Below are 16,509 nucleotides of genomic sequence, written 5' to 3' on the forward strand. Positions count from 1 at the left end.
AAGTTCGCGCAGAAGGAGGACGTGGTGCCGGCGGACGCCGACCGCCGCGTCTTCCAGCTCGCGCCCGCCGTGGCCCTGCTGCCGTACCTGCTCGTGCTGCTCGTCATCCCCATCGGCCCGGGCGAGGGCGCCGTCGGCCAGGCCCTGGACGCCGGCGTGTTCTTCGCGCTCGCGGTGATGGGCGTCGGCGTGCTCGGCTCGCTCATGGCGGGCTGGGCCAGCGCCAACAAGTTCTCCCTGCTCGGCGGCCTGCGCACCGCCGCCCAGCTGCTCGCCTACGAACTGCCGATGCTGCTCGCCGCGGCCTCCGTCGCGATGGCGGCCGGCACGGTCTCCCTGCACGGCATCCTGCACGCCTTCCACTGGTGGTGGCTGCCCTGGCAGATCATCGGCGCGGTCGTCTTCTTCGTCGCCGGACTCGCCGAGCTGCAACGCCCGCCGTTCGACATGCCCGTCGCCGACTCGGAGATCATCTTCGGCGCGTACACCGAGTACACCGGCCTGCGCTTCGCCCTGTTCCTGCTCGCCGAGTACGCCGGCATCGTGGTGCTGTGCGGCCTGACCACCGTTCTCTTCCTGGGCGGCTGGCACGGCCCCTGGGGCGACGGCGGACTCGGCTGGGTCTGGACCCTGCTGAAGACCGCGATCCTCGCCTTCGTCGTCATCTGGCTGCGCGTCACCTACCCGCGGCTGCGCGAGGACCAGCTCCAGAAGCTGTCCTGGACCCTCCTCGTGCCCCTCTCCCTCGTCCAGATCGCCCTCACCGGCATCGTCAAGGTGGTGATCAGCTAACCATGGCTCCCCTTCCCGGTTCCGGGCTCGCCAAGGGCCTGGCCGTCACCCTGCGCACGATGACGAGGAAGCACGGCACCGAGCAGTACCCGGACGCCCTGCCCGAACTCCCGCCCCGCACCCGGGGCGTGATCGGGCTGTTCGAGGAGAACTGCACGGTCTGCATGCTCTGCGCCCGCGAGTGCCCCGACTGGTGCATCTACATCGACTCCCACAAGGAGACCGTCCCGCCCGCCGCCCCCGGCGGCCGTGAGCGCAGCCGCAACGTCCTCGACCGGTTCGCCATCGACTTCTCGCTGTGCATGTACTGCGGTATCTGCATCGAGGTCTGCCCCTTCGACGCGCTGTTCTGGTCCCCGGAGTTCGAGTACGCCGAGACCGACATCCGCGACCTCACCCACGAGCGCGACAAGCTCCGCGAGTGGATGTGGACCGTCCCGGCGCCACCCGCCCTCGACCCGGGCGCGGAGGAGCCGAAGGAGATCGCCGCCGCCCGCAAGACCGCCGACAAGCTGGCCGCCGCGCGGAAGGCCGAGTCCGAGGAGGGCGACGCATGAATCCCGCCCTGGCGCTCGCCGCGGCCCCGCACGGCTTCCTCTCCCCGACCGGCGTCGAGATCGCCTTCCTCCTGGTCGGCCTGGTCACCTTCGGCGCCGCGCTGATCACCGTCACCACCCGGCAACTGGTGCACGCCGCCCTGTGGCTGGTGGTCGCGCTCGGCGGACTCGCCGTGGAGTACCTGCTGCTCACGGCCGAGTTCATCGCCTGGGTGCAGGTCCTGATCTACGTCGGCTCCGTCGTCGTCCTCCTGCTGTTCGGGCTGATGCTCACCAGGGCGCCCATCGGCCGCTCCCCGGACGCCGACTCCGGCAACCGCCGGGCCGCCCTCGCCGTCGCCCTCGCCGCCGCCGTCGCCCTGGTGTGGGTGGTCGTCGACGCCTTCCGCACGACCTGGATGGACCTGAGCGGACCGGCCGCCGGCGCCACCCATGTCACCGGAGCCAGCCTGTTCCGGTACTGGGTGCTGCCCTTCGAGGCGCTGTCCGTGCTGCTCCTCGCCGCCCTGGTCGGCGCCATCGTCCTGTCCCGCAAGGCCAAGGCCGACGACCGAGCGGGCGCCGGCGGCACGACAGCCGCCGACGGGGCGCCGGCCCCCGCCCCCGCCGGGAAGGACAGCGCCCGCTGATGCACCTCGTCTACCCCGCCGTACTCTCCGCCCTCCTGTTCTGCACCGGCCTGTACGGCGTCCTCGCCCGGCGCAACGCGATCCTGGTCCTGATGTCGGTCGAGCTGATGCTCAACGCCGTCAACCTCAACCTCGTCGCCTTCGACGTCTGGCTCAGCCGCGCCGCCCGCGACACCCTGCACTCCGGCCAGGCGCTGACCCTGTTCACCATCGCCATCGCCGCCGCCGAGATCGGCATCGGCCTGGCGATCGTGCTCGCCGTGTACCGCAACCGCGGCACCTCCGACATCGACAAGCTCCGCGACACCGCCGAGCGCCCCGACGGCGCGGAGCCGGGTCCCGCCGCGGCAGAGAAGACCGAGGCCACCGCGTGACCACGACCACCCTCGCCGTACTCGTCCCCCTGCTGCCGTTCCTCGGCGCCGCGGCCGGGCTGCTGCTCGGCCGCACCGCGCCCGGTTTCGTCCGCCCGCTCGCCGTACTGCCCCCGCTGGCCTCGCTGGTGCTGGCCGCGCTGGTCGCCGTACGCCAAGGCGGCGGCCCGGCCGTGGACGCCCACACGGAGCTGACCCCCACCGGCTCGGTCCCGGTCGAGCTGGCCCTGCACATCGACGGCTTCGCCGCGCTCGTCGCGATCCTGGTCGCCTTCGTCGCGTCCTGCGTGCAGATCTACTCCACGGGCTATCTCCGCGACGACCCGCGCTACCCCTCGTACGCCGCCCTCGTCTCCCTGTTCACCTCCGCGATGCTGCTCGTCGTCTACTCCGGCGACCTGATCGTGCTGCTGGTCGGCTGGGAGGTCATGGGCATCTGCTCCTACTTCCTGGTCGGCCACTACTGGGAGACCCCCGAGGCCCGCGCCGCCTCCCTCAAGGCGTTCCTGGTCACCAAGCTCGGCGACGTGCCGTTCCTGATCGGCCTGTTCGCGCTCGCCACCGACGCCGGCTCGTTCCGCGTCACCCGCGTCCTCGGCACCGTCGCGAGCGGTGGCCTGCACCACCCGACCGTCGTCGCCCTGCTGCTGCTCGCGGGCGTGGCGGGCAAGTCGGCGCAGTTCCCGCTGCACACCTGGCTGCCGGACGCCATGGCGGGCCCGACGCCGGTCTCCGCGCTGATCCACGCCGCGACGATGGTCGCCGCCGGTGTCTACTTCGTCGCCCGCCTCCTCCCGGTGTTCGAGGCTTCCGGGGCCGCGATGCTGGTGCTGGCCGTGATGGCCGCCGTCACCATGACCGGTTCGGGACTCGCCGCCCTCGCCCAGGACGACATCAAACGGGTCCTCGCCTACTCGACCGTCGGCCAGCTCGGCTACATGACCGGCGCGCTCGCCGTCGGCGACCGCGGCGCCGCCGTCTTCCACCTCCTGTCCCACGGCGCCTTCAAGGCGCTGCTGTTCCTCGCCGCCGGTGTGGTCATCCACGCCGCCGGCACCAACTCGCTGGCCGCCCTGTCCCGCATGCGCGGACTGCGCGACCGCGTACCGGACGCCTACTGGACGATGACCGTGGCACTGCTCGCGCTCGCCGCGATCCCGCCGTTCAGCGGCTTCTTCTCCAAGGAGTCCGTCCTCGGCGCCGCCGAGCACGCGGCCGGCGGCCACACCGCGCACGTGCCCGGCGCGGCCGGCCTGCTGGTCCTCGTCGCCGGACTGGTCACGGCCGTACTGACCGCCGCCTACGCCACCCGGCTGTGGCTGCTGGCCTTCCACGGCCGGGGCGCCGAGGCCCCCGACCACGGCCGCCAGCCGCTGACCATGACCGTGGTGCTGTGGGTCCTCGCGATCCCCTCCCTGGCCTTCGGCGGACTCGCCTACCGGACGCTGCCCGGCTGGTTCGACGGCCGGACCCTGACCCCGACCGCGCTCACCTCCGTCCTCGGCACCGGCCTCGCCGTGGTCGGCGGGCTGCTCACCTACGGCGTGTGGCAGCGCACCACCCGGAACCTGGTCAGCACCCCGCTCGGCGCGGTCGCCGCCCATCCGGGGGCCGACGCCGGACGGGTCGAGGCCGAGGCCATCGCCACCCACACCCCGGCCTACGGCGACATCGCCCGCGCCCCCGACCCGGCGGACCCCGGGCGAGTGCTGCTCGGCCCGCTGCACCGGCACGCGGCCGCCGGCTTCCACCTCGACGCCGTCTACTCGGCGCTGTTCGTCCGCCCGGTGCGGGCCGGGGCGAGCCTCGTCCGGTTCCTCGACCGCGAGGTCGTGGACACCTACGTCGGCGCCGCCGCCGCGCTGCCCCGGCTGCTCGGGGCCGCCGTCCGCCGCGCCCAGACCGGCAATGTGCAGACCTATGTGAGCGCGCTGCTCGCCGGCACCGTCGTCCTCGCGGTCGCCGTCGTCCTCGTCGCCACGGGAGCGTGAGCAGGCGTGATCGATATCAACGAGTCCGTGATGCAGTTCCTTCTGGCATTCGTCGTCGTCGGCCCGCTGCTCGGCGCCGCCGCCGCTCTTCTGCCGGCCCCGCCCGGGCTGAAGGGGAAGTCACCCGAGCAGGCCGTGCTGCGCCACGGCGTCACCGTGACCGGTGCGGTGCTCGCCGCCGCGGTCGTCCTCGCGCTCGGCTTCGACCACCACCATCCGTCGAGGATGCAGGCCACGACCGACATCAGCTGGATCCCCGCGCTCGACGTGCGGATCCACCTCGGCATCGACGGCATCTCCCTCCCCCTCGTCGTGCTGACCGCGCTGCTGACCTTCCTGTGCGCGCTGTACTCCTACTTCAAGCCGCCCACGGGCCCGTCCCCGAAGGCGTTCGTCGCGCTGCTGCTCCTGCTGGAGACCGGCACCCTCGCGACCTTCTCCGTGCTCGACCTGCTGCTGTTCTTCCTCGCGTTCGAGACCGTGCTGATCCCGATGTACTTCCTCATCGCCCGCTGGGGCGGCGAGGGGCGGACCCGGGCCGCGTGGAAGTTCATCCTGTTCACGCTGCTCGGCTCCGTCGTCATGCTGCTCGGCCTGCTCCTGATCGGAATCAAGGCCGGCACCTTCGACATGGTGGCACTCGCCACTGACAACGGCCGGTCGCTGACCGCGTCCGTGCAGGTCGTCGCCGTACTGGCGATCGGCCTCGGGCTCGCGGTCAAGACCCCGATGTGGCCGCTGCACAGCTGGCTGCCCGACGCCCACACTGCCGCCCCGACCACCGGCTCGGTTCTGCTGGCCGGGGTGCTGCTGAAGATGGGCACGTACGGGTTCGTGCGGATCCTGCTGCCGGTGGCGCCGCACGGCTTCCGCACCTTCGCGCCCTACCTCGCCGCCCTCGCCGTCGTCGGGATCGTCTACGGGTCCCTGGCCTGTCTGGCCCTGGCCAGGCGGGGCGCGAAGGGCGACCTCAAGCGGCTGATCGCCTACTCCTCCGTCGGCCACATGGGCTTCGTCCTCCTCGGCATCGCCACCATGACCCCGACCGGCGTCAACGGCGCCCTGTTCGCCAACATCGCCCACGGCCTGATCACCGGCCTGCTCTTCTTCCTGGTCGGCGCCCTCAAGGACCGCACCGGCACCACCGATCTCGACACGCTGGCCAAGGAGACGGGACTCGCCCTGTACGGCAAGGCCCCGCGCCTCGGCGGACTGCTCGCCTTCGGCGCCGTCGCCTCCCTCGGGCTGCCCGGACTCGCCGGGTTCTGGGGCGAGATGCTCTCCCTGTTCGGCGCGTTCTCGCCCGCCGCCGGCCTCAGCCGCCCCGCCTTCCTCACCTTCATGGCGATCGGCGCGTTCGGCACCCTGCTGACCGCCGCGTACATGCTGATCGTGGTCCGCCGGGTCTGCATGGGCGCCGCCGAGGAGACCCCCGGACTCGCCGACGGCCCCGGCCACCGGCTCGCCGACGTGCGCGGCTACGAGTTCGCGGCCTGGACGCCGCTCGTCGCCCTCACCGTCGTCGCCGGACTCTGGCCGCGCGCCCTGCTCGGCCTGACCGACCCGGCCGTGCACCAGCTCCTCGCAGGAGGCACCCGATGAGCCCCCAGCCCCTTGCCGAGTCCGCCGGTTCACTGGTCCAGTCCGTCGACTGGCTCGCCGTCGCGCCGCCGCTGATCGCCGCCCTGGTGGCGCTCGCCGTGCTCGTCGCCGACCTGTTCCTGCCCGAGGCCCGCAAGGCCGTCCTCGGCTGGATCTCGGTCGCCGGGCTCGCCGCCGCCGCGCTGATGCTGCTGCCGCTCCTGGGCGGCGACCGCGCCACCTTCTGCCTGCCCGGCACCCCGCGCGCGTGCAGCTACACCGCCGACCGCTTCACCCTCGTCGTCCAGCTCCTGGTCCTCGGCGGCGCCCTGCTCGCGGCCCTGCTCTCGATCACGAACGTCGACGACGACCGGCGCCGCGTGCCCGCCGGGGAGTTCTGGTTCCTGCTGCTGTCCTCCGCGGCCGGCGCCGCCCTGCTGCCCGCGGCCCGCGACCTGGCCACCCTGATCGTGGCCCTGGAGGTCGCCTCGCTGCCCGCCTTCGCCCTGGTCGGCATCCGGCACGGCGACAAACGGTCCTCCGAGGCCGCCCTGAAGTTCTTCCTGTCCTCGGTCACCGCGACCGCGGTCAGCCTGATGGGCGTCAGCTTCGTCTACGCCTCCACCGGCTCCCTCTACCTCACCCAGGTCGCCCAGCGCCTGCCGCACACCGGCGGCCAGCTGCACACCCTGGCCCAGACCGGCGTCGTCCTCACCCTGATCGGCTTCGCCTTCAAGACCGCCGCCGTGCCCTTCCACTTCTGGGTGCCCGACACCTATGTGGGCGCGCCGCTGCCGGTCGCCGCCTACCTGTCGGTCGTCGGCAAGGCGGTCGGCTTCTCCGGCCTGATCCTCGTCACCGTCGTCGCGTTCCCCTCGTACGCCGACGTGTGGGGCCCCGCGCTCGCGGTCCTGGCCGCGCTCACCATGACGGCCGGCAACCTCGGCGCGCTGCGCCAGCGGGCCACCCGCGCCCACAGCGCCGTACGACTGCTCGCCTGGTCCTCCGTCGGCCAGGCCGGCTACCTCCTGGTGCCGATCGCGGCCGCCGGGTACGCCCGGGACCCGCAGAAGGCGATCGGTTCGACGGTCGCGTACGCCCTGATGTACGCCGCCGTGAACCTGGGCGCGTTCGCGGTGGCCGCCGTGGTGGGCCGCGGCCGCGCCGCCAACCGGATCTCCGACTACCGGGGCCTGTACGCCACCAACCCGCTGACCGCCCTCCTGCTGGCCTTCTTCCTGCTCTGCCTGGCCGGGCTGCCGCCGGGCGTCATCGGACTGTTCGCCAAGGTCACCGTGTTCTCGTCGGCCGTCGACGCGGGCCTGGGCTGGCTCGCGGTCGTCATGGCCGTCAACGTGGTGATCGCGCTCTTCTACTACCTCCAGTGGACGGCCGTGCTCTTCCGCGCCCCCGAGGGCGAGGCGGTACGGCACCGGGTCCCCGCCCCGCTGACGGCCGCGATCGCCCTCACCGGGGTGGCGGGCGTCGCCCTGTCGGGGGCGCCCCAGCTGGTGCTGCGGTTCGCGGCCACCGGACTGTTCTGAGCGGGCGCGGGAACCCCTTCACCCGTCCGGCCGCCGGGCGTGACCCTGCCCACCTGGGAACTTGTCACCGTCGCCTGGCGTTGACCAGAGCGGGAGGGTCCACTGGACCGAAGGGTTCCCTGCTGTACCACTTGGAGGGCGTACCGTGCACCGCCGGCACAACGGGCTCAGGACCGCAGTACTCCTCGGGGGGCTGTCGGCGCTCATCATCGTCATCGGCAGCTTCTTCGGGCGTACCGGTCTGATCGTGGCGCTCCTGGTCGCCCTCGGGACGAACGCGTACGCGTACTGGAACAGCGACAAGCTGGCCCTGCGGGCGATGCGGGCCCGCCCGGTGAGCGAGTTCGAGGCCCCGGGGCTGTACCGGATGGTGCGCGAGCTGTCCACGCAGGCCCGCCAGCCCATGCCCCGGCTGTACATCTCCCCGACCGAGGCCCCCAACGCCTTCGCCACCGGCCGCAACCCGCGCAACGCGGCGGTGTGCTGCACCGAGGGCATCCTGCGCCTGCTGGACGAACGCGAGCTGCGCGGCGTCATCGGGCACGAACTGAGCCATGTCTACAACCGGGACATCCTCATCTCCTCGGTGGCCGGCGCGCTCGCCTCGGTGATCATGTTCCTGGTGAACTTCGCCTGGCTGATCCCGGTCGGCCGCTCGGACGACGACGAGGGCCCCGGCCTCGTCGGCATGCTGCTGATCATGATCCTGGGCCCGCTCGCCGCCTCGCTGATCCAGCTGGCCATCAGCCGCTCCCGGGAGTACGAGGCGGACGCGTCCGGTGCCCAGCTCACCGGGGACCCGCTGGCCCTCGCGAGCGCCCTGCGCAAGCTGGAGACCGGCACCCAGCAGTTGCCGCTGCCGCCCGAGCCCCGGATCGAGACCGCGAGCCACATGATGATCGCCAATCCGTTCCGCCCCGGGCAGGGCGTGTCCAGGATGTTCTCGACGCACCCGCCGATGGCGGAGCGGATCGCCCGTCTGGAGAACATGGCGGGGCGCCGGCTGTGAGCCTGCCGCGCGGGCTCACAGGGCCAGTGTGAGGGCCGCTCCCAGACCCCCGAGGCCCAGGGCGAGCGCCGCGTGCGGCCAGCCTCCCCTGCCCCAGGGCAGGTAGTGGTCCAGGGCCAGTCGGCCGGGGCCGATGGCGGCGACGGCGACGGCGACGGCGGCGATGCAGATGTTGTACTCCATCCCGCCACTGTCGGCCCACAGCCCATGGGCGGCGGTCACGCTCACCATGGCGTTGATCATCACGCCCACGACCGCGGCGGCCGCGAGCGGTGTGAGCAGCCCCAGGGCGAGCCCGAGGCCGCCCAGGAGTTCGGAGAGGCCGCCGATGGCCGCGAAGAGCCTGCCCGGGCGGTAGCCCAGGGACGCGAATCCCTTCCCGGTCATGGTCAGCCCCTGTCCGCCGAACAGCCCGAAGAGCTTCTGGGCGCCGTGCCCGGCGAGCAGCAGCCCGAAGACCAGCCGGAGGAGCAGCAGCCCCCCGTCCGCGGCGCTCACGCCTTCGTGTCGGGCCCGCGTGCCGGCCGCGGACGTGGCGGTGGTCGCTTGCTCGGTGTGGTGCCTGGGCATCTGAGGACTCCGTACGGATGCCGGATGTGCGCTTCCCCCAAGCCTGGACAGGCTCCGGTTCCCCCGCTTCCTCCCCACCGATGATTCCGGAGCGGCGGCGCCGACGCACATGGATCAGCGGCCGGCGCCCCCGGCACCCCGGTCAGCGGCCGCCGAACGCCTGGTCCGTGGGGACGACCTCGCGCCCCAGCGGCATCAGGGAGATCGGGACGAGCTTCAGATTGGCCCAGCCGAAGGGGATGCCGATGATCGACAGGAAGAGCGGGATGCTGGTGATCAGGTGACCCAGCGCCAGCCACCAGCCCGCGAAGATCACCCAGATCACATTGCCGACGACCGACCCCGCACCGGCGTCCCGCCGCTCCACGGTGGTACGGCCGAACGGCCAGAGCACGAACCCGGCGATGCGCAGCGAGGCGATGCCGAACGGGATGGTGACGATCAGCACGAAGCAGATCAGCGCGGCGATCAGATAGCCGATCGCCATCCACAGGCCGCAGCACACCAGCCACAGGATGTTGAGCAGCAGGTGGAACACCTTCATGATCGGCACCTCTCCAGGTCGCTCCGCCGGTCTTGCCTGCTGCCACAAGTATCAGCCGGTCGGGGTACGGGGGAGGGCGGCGACGCCGTTGTAGCGGGATCGGGAACATTCCGGTACGAACCCGCGGGCAACCGCGTCCCGGACCCCCGGCGTCCTCCCTTCCGAGACGGCACGAAAGCGCGCCGGCCGGCCGCCGATCTTCACGGAGATCTCACGCCGGCCGCAGTGCGTGCGGGGTACGAAGGGGCAGGGATCGCGGTATGAGCATCATCGGTTGGATCATTCTGGGGCTGTTGGCCGGTGCCATAGCCAAGTTCCTGCTGCCGGGACGCGACCCCGGCGGCCTGCTCGGCACGACGGTCATCGGCATCGCCGGCGCGTTCATCGGCGGCTGGATCTCCTCCCGCTGGCTGCACCACGAGATCAGCAAGAGCTTCTTCGACGGCCCCACCTGGGTCGCGGCCATCGGCGGCTCCCTGGTGCTGCTGATCGCCTACCGCCTGGTGTTCGGCAACTCCCGCGACTGATCCGGCGCGCCCCGGACGACCGGCCCCCGGCAGCACCGAAGGGTGGGCTCCCGCAAGGGAACGCCCACCCTTCTTCCTTCTTCCTAGCGGTAGTTCACGAACTGCAGCGCGAAGTCGAAGTCCTTGCCCTTGAGGAGGGCGATCACGGTCTGGAGGTCGTCGCGGCTCTTGGAGCTGACCCGCAGCTCCTCGCCCTGGACCTGGGCCTTGACGCCCTTGGGGCCCTCGTCGCGGATGATCTTCGCCACCTTCTTGGCGTTGTCCTGGGAGATGCCCTCCTGGATCGTAGCGAAGATCTTGTACTCCTTGCCGGACAGCTGGGGCTCGCCCGCGTCCAGCGCCTTCAGCGAGATGTTGCGCTTGATCAGCTTGGACTGGAAGACGTCGAGGACCGCCTTCACCCTGTCCTCGGAGTTCGCCTCCAGGAGGATCTTCTCCCCGGACCACGAGATCGAGGCGCCGACGCCCTTGAAGTCGTAGCGCTGGGAGATCTCCTTGGCGGTCTGGTTGAGGGCGTTGTCGACCTCCTGCCGCTCGACCTTCGAGACGATGTCGAAACTGGAGTCGGCCATGTCCTGTGGCTCCTTGTATCGGGGTGCGTGTCGTGCGTACCGGCGTGTGCGGCGGCGGCCGCCGGGCCCGGCGTCCTGCCGGGCCGCATCCGCACCAGCCTAGCCACCCCCGGACCCGTGAGGCGGAGATCAACCGGGTGGCGAAGCACCCCCGTGGATCGGGTATTGTTTACGTCGTTGCCGGGGAACACCGCCGCAAGCGGGTTCGATGGGCAGCAAACCCGGCGGTGTGCCCGAGCGGCCAAAGGGAGCAGACTGTAAATCTGCCGGCTCAGCCTTCCCAGGTTCGAATCCTGGCGCCGCCACACGGAGGGAAACCCCCTCTGATCAGGTCGATGACTTGATCAGAGGGGGTTTCTCGTTGTCGGGCTGAGTTCGCCTCGCCGTGGACGGAGCGCGGCCGTGTCTCACCCCGTGCCGCTCGTATCCCGACGTCAGTCAGTGTGTGTCCCCCATGCGTCCCCCAAGCGGCGCGCATCCTAGGAACGTTCCTAGGACCCGATGGGTACCTGGCTAGGTGTCCCCGGGCGGAGAGGTTGATCACTCCGGCTCGTTCCATCGCACCCGTCGGTCAAGGCGCTGAATATGCGGCGATCGCTCGGGGCCGGTCGATGGAGGCTGTCGCGCTGTGTCAGTTGCCTCCCGGAACGTCGGTGGGCATGCCTGGCATCCCGACGGACAGCATCTGGATCTGGGCGGGGCTCAAGGCGCCCTGGAAGGCCCACACATCGGACACCGTGCCGGGCCAGTACTGGCCCCACATGTTCGGCCCCGTCTTGGCCCGGCCGAGTTGCATCGGCTGGGCCGACTCGAACGACCCCACGTCATCCGCCCACGAGAACCTGTCCGTGCAGGTCGGGTCGTCCTGCACCCCGTCGCCGTCGTCGTCCGCGCACCGGACCTCTTCCAGCTCACCGTTCACATACAGCGACAGATGTTTGGCGGAGCCGTCGTAGACCAGCGCCACGTGCGTCCAGTCAGTGGGGCTGAAGAACCTCCCGTTCTCGACCTGCCTGACTGTGGCGCCCGGGGTGTCCTCGGACGCCATGGCGATCCGCCACCGCCCAGGGTCCTTGTCCGGCGTGGTGCTCGGCACGTAGAGCACTGTGAACGCACTCTGCTCCTCACCGGGCATGCTGAGCAGGGCCACACTCTTCTGCGGAACGGCGGAAGCCTGAGCCCATGCGCTGATGGTGAAGCCGGCACTGCTGTCCACGGGCGTCGCGGACGTCACTCCGTAGTCATCGACGCCGTCAAGCGTGACGCCGCCGTCGACCCAGCCAGACCCGATCTGTGCTCCGCCGTACAGCGTCATTGCATTGCCTGATGTGGACGCATCCGGCGTCACCAGAGGGGACCCCGACGCCGTTTCGAACGTCCAACGCCCCTTCACCACCGGCCGCGCCCGGACCTCGTCGGCGGATACCGGACGGTCGACCATGGGCGTCTGGCTGCGGGCAACCCCCACCGCGCTGGTCGCCGAGAGTCCACTCAGCGCCACCGCAGTGGACAACAGCATCCCGGCGGCACGCAGCCCTCTGCTCACAGGCATGACACATCCTTTCCCCCATGGACCCTCCCTCAGGAATCGACCTGCGGTGAGCAACCATTCACGGATCGTATGCAGGAGGGTAAAGCGGCACTCATGACAAGGTCTAGATCACCACAAGTGATCATTGCTCCGCGGGGACCGAAATCGGCAGGGCATTCGCCACTTCTTCGGCTCCGTCGGAGTCCCGCCGGGCGAGCGTGCGCTGGGGTTCTTCCACATCCTGACCGGCATACGCCGCGGCGGTGAACTTCGCGCTGTCGTACCAGTGGCCCCTGCCGGCACGGTACGGGTCAGGCCCCTCGCTCCCGCTCCGCGGGGGGTCGCGCGGGGAGGCCCGTGGGGCGCAGGGCGAGCAGGGCGATGTCGTCGGTGGCGTCGCCGCCGAACTTGATGATCAGTTCGTCGCAGAAGACGTCGAGGGAGTCCCGTGCCAGCGTGGCGGCGTACTCGCGCAGATGGTTCAGGCCGATGTCGAGGGACTGGCCACGGCGTTCGACGAGGCCGTCGGTGAAGAGCAGCAGGGTGGAGCGGGGCGGCAGCGGGTCGCACGCGGACGGGCGCGGGATGTCGGGGTCCATGCCGATCAGCAGGCCCCTGCCGGACTCCAGGTAGCGGGCGTCGCCCTCGCGCGTCGTCAACAGGGGCGGCAGGTGACCCGCGGACGAGTGGTGCAGATCCAGGTGGCCCGTGCCGCAAGCATCCTTCAGCAGGGCGTAGACGCAGGTGGCGGTGGACCGCGGGGAGAGGGTGTGACTCGCGAGGTCCAGGCGGCGCAGCACGTCCCCGGGCGGTTCGGGATGATCGACGGCGAGACCGCGGAGCATGTTGCGCAGGGTGCTCATGGCCACGGCGGCCTGGAGGTCGTGGCCCGACACGTCGCCGATGACCAGCACGATGTCGCCGCGGGGCAGGGCGAAGGCGTCGTACCAGTCCCCGCCGATCTTGGCCGTCGTGCTGGAGGGGACGTAGCGGGCGACCAGTTCCAGATGGCCGGCACGGGGAAGCTCCGGCAGCAGGGCGCGCTGGAGCTGTTCGGCGTTGGCGTGGCTGTTCTGGTGCTGGCGGGCGTTGTCCAGCCCCACGGCGATGCCGCGGACCAGTTCCGCGACCAGGGGGATGTCGTCCTTGGTGAAGGGCGGTTCGGCCTCCGCGCGGACCAGGGTCAGCGCGCCGAAGACCTCCTGGTCGCCGCGGAGCGGAGCGATGACCGCGGTGCTCCCGCCCAGTTGCGCCACCAGCTCCAGCTGCCGGGCGTCCATGGGGTTGTCGGTGCGGCCGGGCACCGGGATGTCGGTCACCAGCAGCGGACCCGCGCCACCCAGCACCCGGGGCAGCGGAGCCTTGGTGGTGTCGGTGATCGGCGGGAGCCGGCCGAGGTGGCCTCCTGGGATCACGAGGTGGGGATCGCGGTGGACGATGCAGGCCCGCTCCACCTCGCCGTGGTCGAGGAGGTCCACCGCGCACCACTCGGCCAGCCACTGGGTCAGCACATGGCACACCCGCCGCATGCGTTCGCCCAGGTCGGGCGTGCTGTTCAGGGCGGCGCTGGTGTCCGCGAACAGGGGCAGCCACTCGGACACCGCCCGGTCGACGGTCACCCTCCGGGCCTTCCTCGTGGCGGTCGGCAGGTGCACCGGGCCCGGCGCGGGCCGGGTCGCGTACCGGCTGCCCGGCGGTGCGTACGGCGGGGCGGGCCCGGCCGTCGTCGTGGTGAGCTGGGCGACGAACACGCTGCGCCCGTCGATCGCCTCCTGCGTCTGGACGGCCAGGCGGACGGGAACCACGTGCCCCTCCCGGTGCAGCGCGGGCAGCGGGATCGAGCGGCCCAGGATGCGGGGCTCACCGGTCAGCAGCAGCGAGTTGAAGCCCGCCACATGGCGCTCGCGCAGGTGCTCCGGGATCAGTGCCGTCAGTCGCCGCCCGACGAGGTCGTGCGGCGACCAGCCCAGCAGGTGCGCCGCGGAGTTGTTCACCGCGATGATCCGGTTGCCGTCGTCGGCCGCGATGGTCGGCACGTTGGCGGCCTCCACCTCGCTCGCGTCCCAGGGCGCGAGCTTCGTGGGGGTGGCGCCCGGCGGGCCGGTGACCAGCGTCCACGCCGTGGGCTGCCGCCCGGACAACTGGCCGGAGATCTGGGAGAGCAGCCAGCGCCGGAAGGCCCGGATCTGCGGGAGGGCCGGAAGGACGAGCAGGTCCCCGCGTCGTGCCGCCATGTCGGCCCGGTCGAGCACCTGCCCCAGGGCCACCGCGGCCGGAGCGGCGTCCGCGGGGAAGGTCACCGCCAGCGAGAGCGTGGTGGTGTCGGGCGTCTCGCGTTTCACCGCGGCCGTCATGCACGCGGAGATCACATGGCTCATCTCCTGGGCGGCCAGCAGGTCCTTCGGCCGCGCACCGGCCCGGCCGGCGACGGCCGGGGCGAGGAGCAGTTCGCGCAACGCCCCCTCCCACTGCTGCTGCGCCGCCCAGTACAGCGCGTACGGCACGTCGTCGAGCGCCACGGTCACGGTCCGGCCGCAGGGCCCCACGGTCTCCCACGCGGACGTCGGCGGCGCCGGGGGCGCGGGCCACAGTTCGAACCAGACCGTCTTGTGGTCCTCCCCGCTGTGGACGCCGTAGCTGGTCGCCAGCTCCTCCACCAGGGACAGGCCCCGTCCGGTGCCGGCGTACGGACGGCGGTCGTGCGGCACCAGCCCGCGGTCCGGCCGTGGATCGCTGATCCGCGCGTGCACCCGGCCCTCGGCGGCCCAGACCCGCACCTCCACCTCGCCGCGCGCGTGGATCACCGCATTGGTCACCAGCTCGCCCACCAGCAGTTCGGCGGTGGCCCGCAGACCGGGCGCGACCTCCCCGAGTGCCGATCGCGCGAAATGCCGGGCGACGGCGGCGCTCTTCGGGGCCGGGGGCAGCCGTCGGGACGGCGCTCCGGGTGGCGCGGAGGTGCCCATGGCCGCCGGGTGCCCAGAAACATCCACCCCACCCTCGGAGGGGGCTCGGAGGATTCACTAGAATCGAACGAGTGAGCGATTATCGAAGGCCGGGCCCGCCCGGTGATCCGGGTGCGGGTGCGGGGGTGCCGCGTCCGGACGATGCTGGAGCCATGGCCGGCAAGCGACCCATCGTCGTGCATCTGCCCTCCCCGACCGGCGGTCGCCGGGTCCGGGTGGACGGCGAGATCCTCGGGCTCGCGCACAACGTGCGGGACCTGGTGGAATTCCTGCGCCGGGCGGGGCTGGAGATCGAACCGGAGCAGGTGGCGGAGTCCCCGTTGATCGACTGGCGCGGGGTGGGCCCCGAGCATTGGGAGGCGGAGTCGCGCACCTGAACCGGGCACACTGGCGGTATGTCCTCCCGACGCAGAACCTGCCCCGTGTGCCACCGCGAGATCGCCGTCGTGGCGGGCCGCTTCGCGCGGCACGACCCGCCCGGGGCGCGCGAGAGCGCGCAGCTCGTCTCCTGCGAGGGGTCCCGGCGGCCGGCCCGACTCGGGGCGGCGCAGCCGACGTTGGACGGCCATGTCGTACCGGAGTTCCCCGGTCAGCTGCCGCTGTTCTGACGGCGCGTCAGTCCGCCGCCCGCCGGCGTCAGTTGCCGGCCACCGACTTCACCGCGACCGACACCGGCGTCGAACCGCCCGTCAGCTCCAGCGTCAGACCGGCCGTCGCCGACGTGTCCACCAGCTCCGCGAGAACGGCCGCCACGTCGTCGCGCGGGATCATGCCGCGCCCGGTGTGCGCCTCCAGCCGGACCAGGCCGGTGCCCGCGTCGTCGGTCAGCGAACCGGGCCGCAGGATCGTCCAGTCCAGGTCCTTCTGGCGGGCCACGTAGGCGTCGGCCTCACCCTTGGCGCGCAGATAGACGTCGAAGACCTCGTCGCCCTGGTGCGCCGGGTCCGCGCCCATCGAGGACACCACGATGAAACGGCGTACGCCCGCGCGCACGGCCGCGTCCGCGAACAGCACCGCCGCGCCCTTGTCCACCGTCTCCTTGCGGGCCGTGCCGCTGCCCGGGCCCGCACCGGCCGCGAAGACCGCCGCGTCCGCGCCCCGCAGCCGCTCCGCGACCTCCTCCACCGAGGCCGACTCCAGATCGAGCACCACCGGTTCGGCGCCGGCCGAGCGCAGGTCCGCGCCCTGTTCCGGCGCGCGGATGATCCCCGCGACCTCGTCTCCCCGCGCGGCGAGCAGCCGCTCCAGCCGCAACGCGATCTGACCGTGCCCTCCAGCGATGACAATGCGCATGCTTCCGACCGTACGCCGGAAGTCACCCG

General features: G+C 71.8%; 17 protein-coding genes and 1 tRNA gene. 12 read left to right on the forward strand and 6 right to left on the reverse strand.

What is annotated here, in order from left to right:
• From FRZ03_RS02625 to htpX, 8 genes are all read left to right on the forward strand, one after another.
• The coding region (locus FRZ03_RS02625; RefSeq protein ID WP_146463605.1) for a complex I subunit 1/NuoH family protein at positions 1 to 792 on the forward strand (792 nt) is incomplete at its 5' end.
• A 2-nt stretch (positions 793 to 794) separates the two neighbouring features.
• Positions 795 to 1,349, forward strand: a complete 555-nt coding sequence (locus FRZ03_RS02630; RefSeq protein WP_146463539.1) for a NuoI/complex I 23 kDa subunit family protein — start codon at positions 795 to 797, stop codon at positions 1,347 to 1,349.
• Positions 1,346 to 1,978 (forward strand): NADH-quinone oxidoreductase subunit J family protein, encoded by a 633-nt coding sequence (locus FRZ03_RS02635; protein ID WP_146463540.1) that lies wholly within the window; start codon positions 1,346 to 1,348, stop codon positions 1,976 to 1,978. Before FRZ03_RS02630 ends, FRZ03_RS02635 begins: the two co-directional genes overlap by 4 nt.
• Positions 1,978 to 2,352 carry an NADH-quinone oxidoreductase subunit NuoK gene (gene nuoK, locus FRZ03_RS02640; RefSeq protein ID WP_146463541.1) on the forward strand — a complete coding sequence of 125 codons (375 nt, stop codon included), beginning with the start codon at positions 1,978 to 1,980 and terminating at the stop codon, positions 2,350 to 2,352. Before FRZ03_RS02635 ends, nuoK begins: the two co-directional genes overlap by 1 nt.
• Positions 2,349 to 4,343, forward strand: a complete 1,995-nt coding sequence (locus FRZ03_RS02645) for an NADH-quinone oxidoreductase subunit 5 family protein (RefSeq protein WP_146463542.1) — start codon at positions 2,349 to 2,351, stop codon at positions 4,341 to 4,343. The genes nuoK and FRZ03_RS02645 overlap by 4 nt, the downstream gene beginning before the upstream one ends.
• A gap of 6 nt (positions 4,344 to 4,349) precedes the next feature.
• Positions 4,350 to 5,945, forward strand: coding sequence for an NADH-quinone oxidoreductase subunit M (locus tag FRZ03_RS02650; RefSeq protein ID WP_146463543.1), 1,596 nt, complete (start codon positions 4,350 to 4,352; stop codon positions 5,943 to 5,945).
• Complete coding sequence (locus FRZ03_RS02655) at positions 5,942 to 7,468, forward strand: NADH-quinone oxidoreductase subunit N (protein ID WP_146463544.1); 1,527 nt, start codon at positions 5,942 to 5,944, stop codon at positions 7,466 to 7,468. The genes FRZ03_RS02650 and FRZ03_RS02655 overlap by 4 nt, the downstream gene beginning before the upstream one ends.
• Before the next feature lie 145 nt (positions 7,469 to 7,613).
• Positions 7,614 to 8,477, forward strand: coding sequence for a zinc metalloprotease HtpX (gene htpX, locus FRZ03_RS02660; RefSeq protein WP_146463545.1), 864 nt, complete (start codon positions 7,614 to 7,616; stop codon positions 8,475 to 8,477).
• 15 nt (positions 8,478 to 8,492) lie between these two features.
• On the opposite strand, the gene FRZ03_RS02665 is transcribed toward htpX, so the two are convergent.
• Together FRZ03_RS02665 and FRZ03_RS02670 are read right to left on the reverse strand one after the other, a co-directional pair.
• Positions 8,493 to 9,047, reverse strand: a complete 555-nt coding sequence (locus tag FRZ03_RS02665; protein WP_146463546.1) for a DoxX family membrane protein — start codon at positions 9,045 to 9,047, stop codon at positions 8,493 to 8,495.
• A gap of 142 nt (positions 9,048 to 9,189) precedes the next feature.
• Positions 9,190 to 9,591, reverse strand: coding sequence for a YccF domain-containing protein (locus tag FRZ03_RS02670; RefSeq protein ID WP_146463547.1), 402 nt, complete (start codon positions 9,589 to 9,591; stop codon positions 9,190 to 9,192).
• Positions 9,592 to 9,851: 260 nt separating this feature from the next.
• On the opposite strand from FRZ03_RS02670, the gene FRZ03_RS02675 reads away from it, so the two are divergent.
• Positions 9,852 to 10,118, forward strand: a complete 267-nt coding sequence (locus FRZ03_RS02675; RefSeq protein ID WP_146463548.1) for a GlsB/YeaQ/YmgE family stress response membrane protein — start codon at positions 9,852 to 9,854, stop codon at positions 10,116 to 10,118.
• 83 nt (positions 10,119 to 10,201) lie between these two features.
• Here the strand turns inward: FRZ03_RS02675 and FRZ03_RS02680 are convergent, their stop codons facing one another.
• On the reverse strand, positions 10,202 to 10,690 hold the full coding sequence (locus FRZ03_RS02680) for a YajQ family cyclic di-GMP-binding protein (RefSeq protein ID WP_146463549.1): 489 nt from the start codon (positions 10,688 to 10,690) through the stop codon (positions 10,202 to 10,204).
• 223 nt (positions 10,691 to 10,913) lie between these two features.
• Between FRZ03_RS02680 and FRZ03_RS02685 the strand changes: the two genes are divergently transcribed.
• Positions 10,914 to 10,995 (forward strand) — tRNA-Tyr (locus FRZ03_RS02685).
• Between the two features lie 326 nt (positions 10,996 to 11,321).
• Here the strand turns inward: FRZ03_RS02685 and FRZ03_RS02690 are convergent.
• Positions 11,322 to 12,242: a LamG domain-containing protein gene (locus FRZ03_RS02690; protein ID WP_146463550.1), complete on the reverse strand. Its 921-nt coding sequence runs from the start codon at positions 12,240 to 12,242 to the stop codon at positions 11,322 to 11,324.
• A gap of 290 nt (positions 12,243 to 12,532) precedes the next feature.
• The gene (locus FRZ03_RS02695) at positions 12,533 to 15,187 is read right to left on the reverse strand and encodes a SpoIIE family protein phosphatase (RefSeq protein ID WP_146463551.1); all 2,655 of its coding nucleotides are present in this window, start codon (positions 15,185 to 15,187) and stop codon (positions 12,533 to 12,535) included.
• Positions 15,188 to 15,339: 152 nt separating this feature from the next.
• Here FRZ03_RS02695 and FRZ03_RS02700 point away from each other — a divergent pair, with 152 nt between their 5' ends.
• Positions 15,340 to 15,564: a hypothetical protein gene (locus FRZ03_RS02700; protein WP_186785225.1), complete on the forward strand. Its 225-nt coding sequence runs from the start codon at positions 15,340 to 15,342 to the stop codon at positions 15,562 to 15,564.
• A gap of 18 nt (positions 15,565 to 15,582) precedes the next feature.
• Positions 15,583 to 15,795 carry a hypothetical protein gene (locus tag FRZ03_RS02705; protein WP_146463552.1) on the forward strand — a complete coding sequence of 71 codons (213 nt, stop codon included), beginning with the start codon at positions 15,583 to 15,585 and terminating at the stop codon, positions 15,793 to 15,795.
• A 28-nt stretch (positions 15,796 to 15,823) separates the two neighbouring features.
• Here FRZ03_RS02705 and FRZ03_RS02710 read toward each other — a convergent pair whose 3' ends face one another.
• A complete protein-coding gene (locus FRZ03_RS02710) occupies positions 15,824 to 16,480 on the reverse strand; it encodes an SDR family oxidoreductase (RefSeq protein WP_146463553.1) in 657 nt (218 codons plus the stop codon).
• Positions 16,481 to 16,509: the final 29 nt, after the last annotated feature.

This window comes from Streptomyces misionensis, assembly GCF_007896895.1.
GTDB lineage: Bacteria > Actinomycetota > Actinomycetes > Streptomycetales > Streptomycetaceae > Streptomyces > Streptomyces misionensis_A.